Origin of the sequence: Bradyrhizobium sp. LTSP857, from assembly GCF_000938285.1 — a bacterium.
Lineage (GTDB): Bacteria > Pseudomonadota > Alphaproteobacteria > Rhizobiales > Xanthobacteraceae > Bradyrhizobium.
On record NZ_JYMS01000039.1, the window covers coordinates 123,611 to 136,831 of the forward strand.

The 13,221-nt window shown below is 61.9% G+C and carries 14 protein-coding genes; 8 read left to right on the plus strand and 6 right to left on the minus strand.

Annotated features, from left to right (window positions below; translation table 11 throughout):
* Positions 1-58: 58 nt before the first annotated feature.
* Complete coding sequence (locus tag UP06_RS25330; RefSeq protein WP_045006395.1) at positions 59-859, minus strand: NYN domain-containing protein; 801 nt, start codon at positions 857-859, stop codon at positions 59-61.
* Positions 860-1,161: 302 nt separating this feature from the next.
* Here UP06_RS25330 and UP06_RS25335 point away from each other — a divergent pair, with 302 nt between their 5' ends.
* Positions 1,162-2,370 carry a tetratricopeptide repeat protein gene (locus UP06_RS25335; protein WP_045006396.1) on the plus strand — a complete coding sequence of 403 codons (1,209 nt, stop codon included), beginning with the start codon at positions 1,162-1,164 and terminating at the stop codon, positions 2,368-2,370.
* Between the two features lie 25 nt (positions 2,371-2,395).
* Here UP06_RS25335 and UP06_RS25340 read toward each other — a convergent pair whose 3' ends face one another.
* Both UP06_RS25340 and UP06_RS25345 read right to left on the minus strand, forming a co-directional pair.
* On the minus strand, positions 2,396-3,253 hold the full coding sequence (locus UP06_RS25340; protein ID WP_045006397.1) for an IclR family transcriptional regulator: 858 nt from the start codon (positions 3,251-3,253) through the stop codon (positions 2,396-2,398).
* A gap of 86 nt (positions 3,254-3,339) precedes the next feature.
* Positions 3,340-5,469 carry an acetate--CoA ligase family protein gene (locus tag UP06_RS25345; protein ID WP_045006398.1) on the minus strand — a complete coding sequence of 710 codons (2,130 nt, stop codon included), beginning with the start codon at positions 5,467-5,469 and terminating at the stop codon, positions 3,340-3,342.
* Between the two features lie 347 nt (positions 5,470-5,816).
* Here UP06_RS25345 and UP06_RS25350 point away from each other — a divergent pair, with 347 nt between their 5' ends.
* From UP06_RS25350 to UP06_RS25365, 4 genes are all read left to right on the plus strand, one after another.
* A complete protein-coding gene (locus tag UP06_RS25350; RefSeq protein WP_502691261.1) occupies positions 5,817-6,509 on the plus strand; it encodes a GntR family transcriptional regulator in 693 nt (230 codons plus the stop codon).
* 67 nt (positions 6,510-6,576) lie between these two features.
* Entirely contained in the window at positions 6,577-8,310 is a 1,734-nt protein-coding gene (oxc, locus tag UP06_RS25355; RefSeq protein ID WP_045006400.1) for an oxalyl-CoA decarboxylase, read from the plus strand.
* A 65-nt stretch (positions 8,311-8,375) separates the two neighbouring features.
* Positions 8,376-9,653, plus strand: coding sequence for a formyl-CoA transferase (frc, locus tag UP06_RS25360; protein WP_045006401.1), 1,278 nt, complete (start codon positions 8,376-8,378; stop codon positions 9,651-9,653).
* A 329-nt stretch (positions 9,654-9,982) separates the two neighbouring features.
* A complete protein-coding gene (locus UP06_RS25365) occupies positions 9,983-10,165 on the plus strand; it encodes a hypothetical protein (RefSeq protein ID WP_045006402.1) in 183 nt (60 codons plus the stop codon).
* Between the two features lie 15 nt (positions 10,166-10,180).
* Here UP06_RS25365 and UP06_RS25370 read toward each other — a convergent pair whose 3' ends face one another.
* The 3 genes from UP06_RS25370 to UP06_RS25375 form a co-directional block, all read right to left on the minus strand.
* Positions 10,181-10,405, minus strand: coding sequence for a hypothetical protein (locus UP06_RS25370; protein WP_045006403.1), 225 nt, complete (start codon positions 10,403-10,405; stop codon positions 10,181-10,183).
* Between the two features lie 54 nt (positions 10,406-10,459).
* The gene (locus tag UP06_RS40165; RefSeq protein WP_082078533.1) at positions 10,460-10,702 is read right to left on the minus strand and encodes a transcriptional regulator; all 243 of its coding nucleotides are present in this window, start codon (positions 10,700-10,702) and stop codon (positions 10,460-10,462) included.
* A gap of 94 nt (positions 10,703-10,796) precedes the next feature.
* Positions 10,797-11,006, minus strand: a complete 210-nt coding sequence (locus UP06_RS25375) for a cold-shock protein (RefSeq protein WP_045006404.1) — start codon at positions 11,004-11,006, stop codon at positions 10,797-10,799.
* Between the two features lie 393 nt (positions 11,007-11,399).
* Here UP06_RS25375 and UP06_RS25380 point away from each other — a divergent pair, with 393 nt between their 5' ends.
* The 3 genes from UP06_RS25380 (at position 11,400) to UP06_RS25390 (ending at position 13,087) form a co-directional block, all read left to right on the plus strand.
* Positions 11,400-11,597, plus strand: a complete 198-nt coding sequence (locus tag UP06_RS25380) for a hypothetical protein (protein WP_045006405.1) — start codon at positions 11,400-11,402, stop codon at positions 11,595-11,597.
* A 199-nt stretch (positions 11,598-11,796) separates the two neighbouring features.
* Positions 11,797-12,486, plus strand: a complete 690-nt coding sequence (locus UP06_RS25385) for a hypothetical protein (RefSeq protein WP_045006559.1) — start codon at positions 11,797-11,799, stop codon at positions 12,484-12,486.
* 157 nt (positions 12,487-12,643) lie between these two features.
* Positions 12,644-13,087, plus strand: a complete 444-nt coding sequence (locus UP06_RS25390; protein ID WP_045006406.1) for an SRPBCC family protein — start codon at positions 12,644-12,646, stop codon at positions 13,085-13,087.
* The last annotated feature ends 134 nt before the right edge of the window (positions 13,088-13,221 follow it).

Sequence of the window (13,221 nt, forward strand, 5' to 3'; positions counted from 1 at the left end):
GGCGATGGTTACGCCCTGCGCCAACCGGGGCAAGCTCAAATATAACGGCACGCCCTGCTTACGCCTTAGGCGGCGAACCGCCCGCCGTCCCTGACTTCGCAGGTCTGCGCGAGTTCCGCGCTCTCGGCGATGGTGCGGCAGTCGGCTTGACCCGAATCCGCATCGACCGACCTTTTGATTCGTCGATCTCGAACGAATTGGTCTTGCGCACGAGGTCGCTCAGCTTGCGGAAGCCAAAAGTCCTCGGGTCGAAATCGGAAGCCAAATTGGCCAGCTGGCGCCCGACATCTCCAAGCGTGACCCAGCCATCTTCGCTCTCCATCTGGGTGATGACCTTTTTGATGATGGGCGTGGCGGCATCAGGTGGCTGGAGCGATGCCGATCTTAAGGCGGCGTCCTGGGTGTTCGCCGGGGCGGCAAGCAGGTTCTCCGTGTAGACGAATCTTCGGCAGGCCTGCCTAAAACTCTCCGGTGTCTTGTGCTCGCCGAAGCCGAAGACATCGACGCCCTGCTCCCGGATACGGGCCGCAAGCCGGGTGAAGTCGCTGTCGGACGACACCAGGCAAAAACCATCGAACCGGCCGCTGTGAAGCAGGTCCATGGCGTCGATGACCAGGGTTATGTCGGAGGCATTCTTTCCCGTCGTATAGGCGAATTGCTGCTGCGGGATGATGGCGTGCTTCGACAGGATGTCGGCCCAGCCCCTCGATCGCGCATTGGAGAAGTCGCCATAGATGCGACGGACGCTGGCCTCGCCGATCTTGGCAATCTCCTCGAACAGTCCATCGGCGATCTTTGCGGATGCGTTGTCGGCGTCGATCAGGACAGCGAGACGGGGCGAACGGAGCTCAGAAGGCATGACATTCCCCAAAAGGACGCGACAACGGTGGAAGGATATACCGATGTCGGGGCTCGTGCCGCCAGATCTGATTTCTTTCAACGGTCACGACGGACCGCAAACCCGGCTCAGCCTGGTTTCGCCACCGGCGTCACGCCGCCGAGCGCAGCCGTCAGTTCCGCGGCAACCTCGGCCGATCTCCGGCAGTCGGGCGTCGGTGACGCGGCTGGTCAGGCCGGCGTCATCTTGATATCTGGGTTGCCTCTGAAAATTAGTACATGCTAACGTTGCACTTGGTTGGGTAGAAATCTCGAATCCCGTTGATGAGCATCCTGAAGTATTTGGTAGGCCGGCGGCAACGCCGTCACGACGCTTTCGCCGTTGGCGTTCTCAGAAAACATTTCCGGCTCCAGGGACTGGCGATCGCCCTGTTCACGCAACTGGTCATCGCGAGTGCAGCCAGAGAACTTGCACAAGCCGACGAACTGCCGCCGGCCAAGATTCTTTCCGCCTGTCGAATTCCACCGCGCGAGGCATACGGGGACATTCGAAAGGTCTCGCCCGAAACCAAGAAGGGCTACAAGTTTATCCTGGCTGCTACGCCTTTCAAGTTCACCGGTGCCTACGAGCATGCCATCGAACAGATTGACGAGGCCATCAAGCTCGATCCAGCCAACCCGAGTTTCCATGTCGAACGAGGTATCGCCCATGCGGCGAATCACCAGTGGGACGAGGCTATCGAGGACCTTGATCGCGCGATAAGCCTCGATCCCCATTCCTCCGTTGCCTTCCTCGAACGAGCAGCACTCTATGCGAACAAGAGCGAGTTCGCGCGTGTAATGGAGGATTTCGACGAGGCTATCAAGCTCTATCCCAGTAACGCCCGCGGCTACTGGGCCCGGGGTCAAGTCTATCTGACCATGCACGAGTACGACAGAGCTCTCGAGGATACCGAGCAGTCGATCAAATTAGACCCCCTTTGCCCAGTTGGATTCTATGCTAGAGGTCTTGCGCACGATCTTAAGGACCAGCGTGATCACGCCGCAGCCGACTACGCCCGGGCGATCGAACTTGATGCGACCCCCGGGAATGCATTCGCTTTCTTGCGCCGCTCACAATCCTATCAGGGAAAGCGCGAATACGATCACGCCATCCAAGATCTTGGACAGGCGCTGAAACTCGAACCCAGAAATGCCCGTGCGTTGAACAGCCGCTGTATCGCCCGCTCAATGGCAGGCTCCTTCGACGACGCCCTCGCGGATTGCAACGAGGCTTTGCAGATCAGACCTGGCGATGCCAACATCCTTGACAGCCGTGCCCTCGTCGAGCTCAAGAAAGGGTTGCTGGACAACGCCCTTGCCGACTACGACGCCGTACTCCGCATCGAGCCCAGAATGGCTGTCGCTTTGTATGGACGCGCGGTGAACAAACGACGGAAGGGGGATCTCGTCGGCAGCGACGCCGATTTCGCGGCGGCGAAGGCTATCAGGCCGAACGTGGCGGACTACATGCGGCGATACGGAATCGATTGACGGATATTTCGCCCTGCCATCGTCCTCACCTCGCTTCGGAAGACTTGACCACCGGCGTCACACCGCCGAGCGCAGCCGTCAGTTCCGCGGCGACATCGCGCACCACTCGGCCGATCTCGGGCAGCCGGGCGTCTGTGACGCGACTGGTCAGGCCGGACACCGAGATCGCCGCGAGCGGTTCCGCAAGCGCGTTGTAGACCACGGCGGCGACGCAGCGCAGGCCCATCTCGGCCTCTTCGTCGTCGACCGCAAAACCCTGCTTGCGGATCGTCGCGAGTTCCTTGAAGAGATCACTCGGCCGCACAATGGATTTTTCGGTGAGGCGCGGCATGCCGTGATGGCGGATGACGGCGCCGACGTCCTCGTCCGAATAGGTCGCGAGCACCGCCTTGCCGACGCCCGACGTCACCATGGGAACGCGGCCGCCGACCTTGGTCAGCGAGCGCATGATCTCGCGGCTTTCCATGCGGGTCAGCACGATGATGAATTCGTCGTCGACCACGGCAAGATTGGCGGTCTCGCGGGTGAGATCGCGCAGCTTGCGGAGGTACGGAATCGCTTGCGCGGTGAAATTGCGTCGCCGCGCGAAGCTGGCGCCTACGGTAAAGCTGCGGACGCCGACATGCCATTTGGATTCGGCGCGGTCGAATTGAACGAAGCGACGGCTTTCCAGCGTCGCCAGCAGGCGATGCACGGTCGAGGCCGACAGGCCGGTGCGGACCGCGAGATCGCTGAGGCGATAGCCTTCGTCGTCTTCCGCCAGTGTCTCGAGGATCGACAGCGCGCGGTCGACGGACTGCACGCCGCCGTCACGTGCGTCGTGCTCGGCCTCCGATGGAGATCGAGGCTCGAGTGCTTTGCGCCGGATCACGTTCTTGCTCATCGCGACCTGACTGTTGTCATCTCTCCCCGCATCCGCCTTCGCCAAGGCTTCGGCGGATAAGCGCGGGGAGAGATGAATGTCTCGTCTCAGAGCAGCCCTGCCCCGCGCGCCCACTTGTACTTGGCGCCGAGCACCTCGACCGGAAGCTCGGTCGAGTAGGCATAGGCCGGGATGCCGTTCTGGTAAAGATATTCGGCGGCTTCCTCGACCTCGACGTCGCCGGCGAGCGAGGCGACGATCGGCTTCACGAAGCCCTTGGCTTCCATCTCCTTCTTCACCTCAACCATGTTGCGGGCGAACACCATCGGCGGCGTGACGATGGTGTGCCAGTAACCGAGGATCAGCGAATGAATGCGCTCGTCCGACAGGCCGAGCTTCACCGTGTTGACGTAGGTGATCGGCGGCTCGCCACCGGTGATATCCACCGGATTGCCGGCCGCACCGAACGGGGGGATGAACTTGCGGAAGGCCGCATCGAGATCCGGCGGCATCGCCATCAGCGACAGGCCGTTGTCGACGCAGGAATCCGACAGCAGCACGCCCGAGCCGCCGGCGCCGGTGATGATCAGCACGTTCTCGCCCTTCGGCGTCGGCAGCACCGGCACGCCACGGGCGAATTCGAGCAGTTGCCGCAAGCTGCGCGCCCGGATCACGCCGGACTGCGCCAGAACATCCTCATAGATCTTGTCGTTGCCGGCGAGCGCGCCGGTGTGCGACGAGGCCGCCTTGGCGCCGGCCGAGGTACGGCCGGCCTTGAGCACGATCACCGGCTTCTTCTTGGAGACCCGCTTGGCGGCTTCCGCGAAGGCGCGGCCGTCCTTGAGGTCTTCGCAGTGCTGCGCGATCAAATTGGTGTTCGGGTCCTGCTCGAAGAAGGCGAGCAGATCGTCCTCGTCGATATCAGACTTGTTGCCGAGACCGACGATGGCGGAGACGCCCATCTTCGCCGAGCGCGAGAAACCGATGATGGCCATGCCGATGCCGCCCGACTGCGATGACAGCGCCGCGTGACCCTTCACGTCGTAAGCCGTGCAGAAGGTCGCGCAGAGATTGGCGGGCGTATAATAGAAGCCATAGATGTTCGGCCCCATCAGGCGGACGTTGTACTTCTGGCCGATCTCGACGATCTCGGCCTGCAATTCCGGCGCGCCGGCCTCGGCAAAGCCCGATGGGATCAGCACCGCGCCGGGGATTTTCTTCTCGCCGCATTCGACGAGCGCCGCGGCGACGAACTTCGCGGGGATCGCGAACACCGCGGTGTCGATCACGCCCGGCACGTCCTTGACGCTCTTATAGGCCTTGTAGCCGAGGATCTCGGCGGCCTTGGGATGGATCGGATAGATGTCGCCCTTGTAGCCGCCATTGATGAGGTTCTTCATCACGGAGTTGCCGATCTTGCCGTCTTCGGCAGAGGCGCCAACCACCGCAACCGCCTTCGGCTGCATGATGCGGCTCATCGCAGCGACGATTTCTTCGGTCGGGCGCGGCTTCGGCTTGGGCTTGTAGGCGAAATCAACAACGATGCGCACGTCGGCGGCGATCGCATCCTTCGCCGTCGCGAATACCGGGTTGAGATCGAGCTCGATGATTTCCGGGAAATCCGTGACGAGCTGCGAGACCTTGACGATGATTTCGGCAAGCGCCGTGCGGTTGACCGGCTCACCGCCGCGCACGCCCTTGAGGATCTCATGCGCCTGGATGCCGTCGAGCATCGACAGCGCGTCTTCCTTAGTCGCGGGCGCGAGGCGGAAGGTGATGTCCTTCAACACTTCGACCAGCACGCCGCCGAGGCCGAAGGCGACCAGCTTGCCGAACGAGCCGTCCGTGATCGAGCCGACGATCACCTCGGTACCGCCGGCCAGCATCTGCTGCACCTGGATACCCTCGATCTTGGCATCGGCCTTGTACTTCCTGGCATTACCAAGAATGGTCTCGTAGGCGTTCTCGGCATCCTGGGCCGTCTTGACGCCGACGATGACGCCGCCGGCCTCGGTCTTGTGGAGAATGTCCGGCGAGACGATCTTCATCACCACCGGGAAACCCATGGAAGCGGCGATCTTGCCGGCCTCGCCGGCCGACTTCACCACGCCCTCCTTCGGCACCGGAATGCCGTAGGCGTCGCAGACCAGCTTGCCTTCCGGCGCCGTCAGGCTGGTGCGGTTGTCCGTCTTGACCTGGTCAAGGACCTTCCGGACGGCATCTTTGGAATTGGACATGTGGCTTCTCCCTTGACCTTCAGTTCTTGCTTTGCAAAGCGCGTGTATTGCGGCTGCCCGTGACACTTGCCATCGCCGCGCTCTGTTCCGTACCGCGGAACGGAGAGGCAGAAATGCCCAGACTACTCCGCCGGCTTGGATCAAAAATGGCCAGTGATGGCATTTGGTATGCCAGAAGCCAACTTGTCAAGGCAAGTCGTAGGTTAGAACGCTGCAAAAAATAGGCAGCTTGACATACTGGTATTTGGTATGCCAAAAACTTTCCGGTTAATATTCCTGTAAAAGACGACTCCCACTGGAGGAGAATCGTCGTGTCACTGCGGAAACCAACCAAGGTGTTGCCGAACATGGCCGAGGCAGACATCGCAATCGTTCGTATTGCCCCGGAGAGCAGCTTCAAGAACAAGGCGTATGACGCCTTGAAGGAAGCCATTCTCAAGATGGACATCTACTCGACGCCCGAGCCGGTGATGCTGGACGAGCGCGCGTTGTCCGAACGCCTGGGCGTGAGCCGCACGCCGATCCGCGAAGCGATCGCGATGCTCGAGCAGGACGGTTTCGTGAAGACCGTGCCGCGCCGCGGCATCATGGTGGTGCGCCGGACCAAGAGCGAGATCGTCGACATGATCCGCGCCTGGGCGGCGCTGGAAAGCATGGCCGCGCGCCTCATCACCGCCACCGCGCGCAAAAAGGACATCACGGCGCTGCGCGACTTCTTCAAGGACTTCAGCAAGGACCGCCTGCCGCAGGATCACGTCGAGGAATATTCGCGCGCCAACATCGCTTTCCACCAGGCGCTGATCTCGCTGTCGGAATCCCCGGTGCTGGTCGATCTCACCAACGATTTGCTGCTGCACGTGCGCGGCTACCGGCAACTGACGATCGGACGCAAGGACCGCACCGCGACCTCGCTGCCCGAGCATCTCGGCATGATCGAAGCGCTCGAAGCGCGCGATACCGATCTCGCCGAGAAGCGCGCCCGCGACCACACCCTTGGCCTTGCAGCCTACGTCGAAGCGCACGGCCAGGAACTGTTCTAACTAGCAACGTTCACCAGAAGGGCGAGCAATTCGCCTCCAAGACCTTGAGACCAGGGAGACAAGGCCCATGCTGAATACCGCGACCAAGTCCGAAGCACCGGGCACCGAGCAGGAACTGACGGATGGTTTTCATCTCGTCATCGACGCGCTCAAGCTGAACGGCATCAACACCATCTATAATGTGCCGGGCATCCCGATCACGGATTTGGGCCGCATGGCGCAGGCCGCCGGCATTCGCGTGATCTCGTTCCGCCACGAGCAGAACGCCGGTTACGCCGCGGGCATCGCCGGCTACCTCACCAAGAAGCCCGGCGTCTGCCTCACCGTCTCCGCGCCCGGCTTCCTCAACGGTCTCACCGCGCTCGCCCACGCCACCACCAACTGCTATCCGATGATCCTGATCTCGGGCTCGTCCGAGCGCGAGGTCGTCGACCTCCAGCAGGGCGACTACGAAGAGATGGACCAGCTCGCGATCGCCAAGCCGCTGTGCAAGGCGGCCTATCGCGTGCTGCACGCCCAGGACATCGGCATCGGTTTTGCGCGCGCCATCCGCGCCGCCGTTTCGGGCCGTCCGGGCGGCGTCTATCTCGACCTGCCGGCAAAGCTGTTCGGCCAGGTGATGAATGCCGACGCCGGCCAGAAGTCGCTGGTCAAGGTGATTGACGCTGCGCCTGCGCAGCTCCCCTCGCCCGCTTCGATCAAGCGCGCGCTTGATGTTTTGAAAAGCGCTAAGCGTCCGCTGATCATCCTCGGCAAGGGTGCGGCCTACGCGCAGGCCGACGAAGAGATCAAGACCTTCGTCGAGAAGAGCGGCGTGCCGTTCCTGCCGATGAGCATGGCCAAGGGCCTTCTCGCCGACACGCATCCGCAGTGCGCCGGCGCGGCCCGTTCGACGGTGCTGAAAGAGTCCGATGTCGTGCTGCTGATCGGCGCGCGGCTGAACTGGCTGCTCTCGCACGGCAAGGGCAAGAGCTGGGGCGAAGCGCCCAAGAAGTTCATCCAGGTCGACATCGAGCCGAGGGAAATGGACTCCAACGTCGAGATCGTCGCGCCCGTCGTTGGCGACATCGGCTCGGTCGTTGCGGCCTTCAACCAGGCCATAGCTGCGGGCTGGACCGCGCCGCCGGCCGAATGGACCAAGGCCATTGCGTCCAAGCGTGACGAGAACGTCGCCAAGATGGCGCCGAAGCTGATGAACAACAAGTCGCCGATGGACTATCACGGCGCGCTCGGCGTGCTGAAGAACGTGATCAAGGATCATCCCGAGGCGATCCTGGTCAACGAAGGCGCCAACACGCTCGACCTCGCCCGCGGCGTCATCGACATGTACAAGCCGCGCAAGCGTCTCGACGTCGGCACCTGGGGCGTGATGGGCATCGGCATGGGCCAGGCGATCGCCGCCACGCTCGAGACCGGCCACCCCGTACTCGCGGTGGAAGGTGACTCGGCGTTCGGCTTCTCCGGCATGGAGGTCGAGACCATCTGCCGCTACAACCTTCCGATCTGCATCGTCATCTTCAACAATGACGGCATCTATCGCGGCACCGACGTCAACAGCGTGAACGCCGATCCGGCGACGACGGTGTTCGTCAAGGGCGCGCGCTACGACAAGATGATGGAAGCCTTCGGCGGCGTCGGCGTGAATGCGACTTCCCCGGATGAACTGAAGCGCGCCGTCAACGAGGCGATGGCCTCGGGCAAGCCGACGCTCATCAACGCGGTGATCGACCCGGCCGCAGGCTCGGAAAGCGGCCGCATCGGCAACCTCAACCCGCAGAGCGTCCTGCAGAAGAAAAAGTAAGCCCTCCCCTTCAACCCTTATTCCCTGCGGTTTGCGGGGGCAGACAGAGTATACGGAGCAACACGATGACCAAAGCGCTCGAGGGCGTTCGCATTCTCGACTTCACCCACGTCCAGTCCGGACCGACCTGCACGCAGCTGCTCGCCTGGTTCGGCGCCGACGTGATCAAGGTGGAACGGCCGGGTGTCGGCGACATCACCCGCGGCCAGTTGCAGGACATCCCAAACGTGGACAGCCTGTATTTCACCATGCTCAACCACAACAAGCGCTCGATCACGCTCGACACCAAGAACCCCAAGGGCAAGGAAGTCCTGACCGAGCTGATCAAGAAGTGCGACGTGCTGGTCGAGAACTTCGGCCCCGGCGTGCTCGACCGCATGGGCTTCCCCTGGGAGAAGATCCAGGCGATCAACCCGAAGATGATCGTCGCCTCGATCAAGGGCTTTGGCCCGGGGCCGTACGAAGACTGCAAGGTCTATGAGAACGTCGCGCAGTGCACCGGCGGCGCCGCCTCCACCACCGGCTTCCGCGACGGCCTGCCGCTCGTGACCGGGGCGCAGATCGGCGACAGCGGCACCGGCCTGCATCTGGCGCTCGGCATCGTCACCGCGCTCTATCAGCGCACGCATTCGGGCAAGGGCCAGAAGGTCACCGCCGCGATGCAGGACGGCGTGTTGAACCTCGCGCGCGTCAAGCTGCGCGACCAGCAGCGTCTCGAGCGCGGTCCGCTGAAGGAATACAGCCAGTTCGGCGAAGGCATTCCGTTCGGCGATGCCGTGCCGCGCGCCGGCAACGATTCCGGCGGCGGTCAGCCCGGCCGCATCCTGAAGTGCAAGGGCTGGGAGACCGATCCCAACGCCTACATCTACTTCATCACCCAGGCCCCGGTCTGGGAGAAGATCTGCGACGTGATCGGCGAGCCGACCTGGAAGACCGATCCGAACTACGCCAAGCCCGCAGTTCGCCTGCCGCGCCTGAACGAGATCTTCGGCCGCATCGAGCAGTGGACGATGACGAAGACGAAGTTCGAGGCGATGGAGATCCTCAACAAGGACGACATCCCCTGCGGCCCGATCCTGTCGATGAAGGAGATCGCCGAGGACCAGTCGCTGCGCGCGACCGGCACCGTGGTCGAGGTCGACCATCCCACCCGCGGCAAGTACATCTCGGTCGGCAACCCGATCAAGCTGTCGGATTCTCCGAGCGACGTGGAGCGCTCGCCCCTGCTCGGCGAGCACACCGACGAAATCCTGCGCAGCGTGCTCGGCTTCAGCGATCACCAGGTCGCCGATATCCACAAGTCCGGCGCGCTCGATCCGCCGCAGAAGCAGGCCGCGGAGTAAGCGGATCTGGTTCAAGCCAAGACGAAAGGGCCGCCTGATCAGGCGGCCCTTTTTGCATCAGAAAAGCCGTGCGGTCGCAGGCCCAAACCAAAAAACTGAAAAACAACCCCATGCACAGTAGCTAACTCACTGGCCGCAAAAGTATTTCGTATTTTACGAATCTACTTTGACGCGTCGGGCAAAACAGGGGTATTATGCCATTGCTCGAAAAGAGACGGCAGCATTCCGAGGAACCGACGCGATGGATGTCAGTTGTCTACTTAACCGGTGAGCTCTGCAAATGTAGCGCCTCCGCAGCGAGTGATTAAGCATCTCGTATCGAGGACGACATGTTGAAAGATAAACCCTCTGATCGCACCAAGCGTGAAGCCAACAAGGCGTTCAAGCCTGCCAAGACGCTGAAGCCGATGAATGACTACGCGAAGGACCAGCAATCCTTCAACGAGAACCGCGAGCGCCTGAAAGCCGAGCGCTTGGCCCGCGAGGACAAGCCGGGAAGCCGCTCGGAATAGGAATCGACGCTGGGCCTAGAGCATGGAAAGCACGACGATCCCGTCTTCGAGCTCGCCCGACTCCAGCCGCGTCCGCGCGATGCGCTCGAACTCCGTCCGGTATTTCTGAAGATAGCTGAAGGCCTGCTTCTGGGTCGCAAACGTGGTCGCAAGTCGGCACATCTGTCGGCCCGCGCCAAGCGCGAGAAAGAACGTGATTGTGCCACCGCCGTCCGATTTGACTCTAGGCAAGACCCGCACTCTTTGGCATGTGACCGGCCCTCTCCAGATTTTCGTCGGCGCTATCGAAGTCGGCTATTGCGCCTGCTTCTTCTTGCGCTTCGTCGGGGTGGGCGCCGGCAACGATGCTTGGAGGGTCGCGTCGGCGACTTCCTTGGCTACGCGCAGCTCTCGAAGTCGGGCCATGTTCTTGCGAACATCGGCGGCCTGCTTTTCGGCATCCGCCATCGCTTTTGCACCTTCTTCAGCAGCCAGGCGTTGACGATTGGAACGCGCGATGCCTTCGGGTGACGGTTCTGCCGATCTCTTGGCGCTCATCTTTCACCCTGTTCAACAGACAAAACCCGCTCAATCCAGGGATCGAGCGGGCAACGTTGCCGTTTCAGTACATCCGTGAAACGGCGCAGATAGCTCAAGCCAGCGAGAGATTCTCAGCGCTGACCTTGCCCCGCATCTTGTCGGTCTTGGCCTCGAAGGTGACCTTTTGGCCCTCGGCGAGACCCGCAAGACCAGCCCGCTCAACCGCGCTGATGTGAACGAACACATCGTTGCCGCCGTCGTCGGGCTGAATGAATCCGAAGCCCTTCTGGCCGTTGAACCACTTCACAGTACCTGTCGTCATTTTTCTTCTCCAAAGAGCACATATGTGCATTCCGCGTGACGCTCACGCAGAACCGTTTCAATTCGTCGATGTCGATGGAAAAGGAGCCCGCGGGCACATTCAACAAGGCACAGCGGCTGAACGAACAACTTTAGGGTATACCTGATCGTGTTTCCGCGCAAGGCTTGCCAGGGAGTTAATTGGCCCCAGGACGCCGGCGGAGGGTTTTACGGGTTTGAGGCGGCCTCGACGAGGCGAGGCCTCCTCGAAGAGTTCCGGACCAGTAACGTACCCTTGTGGACATACACGTCGCGGATTCATGCTAGAGTTCCTCATCACCGGCGGGGCACCTGGCTTTTGTCGGTGACGAGAACGCCGATTGCGCTCCCGCTTCATCAGCAAGGGAGGTGCGCTATGGAACAGCGTCGTTTCAAGCAGACCCAATCTCTCAAGCAACGGCTCGCCGAAGAGGTCGAACGTTTGCGCGAAGAGGTGCACTCGCTTCCTCCAGGTCATCGCCGCGAGGTCTTGCTGCAAAAGGTGCGGCAGGACGAGACAGCTATCCAGATCGATGCGTGGATCAGCTCACCGGGCCTGAGGGCGCCGACGTAAACGACAGCGGAATTGGGGCCTCGATCTATCCAGAGCTGCGCGCGTGGCACGTGAGCAGGCGCAGCCTGCGTATGGTATGCATGTCGCCACATCACGACACGCGCCACATGCAGGCCGGTTGAGCCCCATCACCAAGTGGCATCTTTCGCGGGACGACGACGCGACTTCCGGCCAACGGCGAAAAAAGATCGAGGTCAGCATGTCACTGTTGGGCAAGGCAGCCGTCGCAATGTGGTGGAACGTGCGTCCAGAGCAGCGCGCAGAATTCGGCGACTGGCATTCGCACGAGCATTTTCCGGAGCGGATGAGCATTCCCGGCTTCCGGCGCGGATCGCGCTGGGCCAGCACCGAGAATGCGGAAGGTTTCTTCGTGCTCTACGAGCTGGAGCAATACGACGTGCTTACATCGCGGGGATATCTCGACCGGCTCAACACGCCGACACCATGGTCGACCAAGATGATGCCGCATCATCTCGGCATGATCCGCAGCCAGTGCCGGATCGCAGCCAGTTTTGGCGGCGGCATTGCGACGTCGCTTGCGACCATCAGGCTTTCGCCGGATGCCGGACGGGAGACGGAGTTGCAGGCACACCTCTCGGAGACGCTCGGTGCCATGGCACAGAGGCCGGGACTAACGGGCGCCCACCTCCTCCTCACCGACACGCCCCGGACGAAATCGCCGACGACCGAGCAGCAGATCCGCGGGGCCGATGGCGTCGCCGATTGGATCGTGTTGCTGTCCGGTTACGATCCTGACGCAATCGAGCGCGTGACGGCCGACCAACTCTCACCATCCGGGCTTCGCGCTGCGGGTGCGCGTGACAATCTGACGCCGGGCCGCTATCGGCTTGCGTTCACGATGACGCCGCAGGATGCGACGGTGGTCTAGCGGTTCCGGCCAGACGATCCGCCGCAGGCATTGCCAACAAAAAGCCGGCAAGAAAATCGAGATGTTGTGTCGGATCGGCGGCGTCACGTTCGTCCTCTGCACATGAATGGGCAGCAGACGTCAACGTCGAGCCCGCCAATTGATGAGGATGACGATTATGCCCAGCACCGTACGCCTGCACCGTGTTCTGACGACCAGCCCGGAGAAACTCTATCGCGCCTTTCTCGAGGCGGACGCGCTTGCGAAATGGCTTCCACCCAATGGCTTTGCCTGCACCGTGCATCATCTGGAGCCCAAGGTCGGGGGCACCTTCAAAATGTCGTTCCGGAATTTTACGACGGGCCACAGCCACGCGTTTGGCGGCGAATATGTCGAGCTCGTCCCGGGCGAACGCCTGCGATACACGGACAGATTCGACGATCCCAACTTGCCTGGCGAAATCCAGGTGACTGTGGTGCTGAAGAAAGTGTTGGTGGGCACCGAGCTCGACATCACGCAGGCAGGCATCCCGGACGTCATTCCGCCGGAAGCCTGCTATCTCGGCTGGCAGGAATCGCTGCGGAATCTCGCAAGGCTCGTCGAGCCCGAGATCAACCAATAGCGCGAGGACAGGCGGGCGCGCGGCCATAGGCCTACGCGCCTGCCTAAAGCGCGTCATCGCGCTTCAGGTTTTTTGTTTGAGCATGATCTCCGCGCAAACGCGTTCCGCGTTTGTCGCGAGGCAAATCCGCTGCA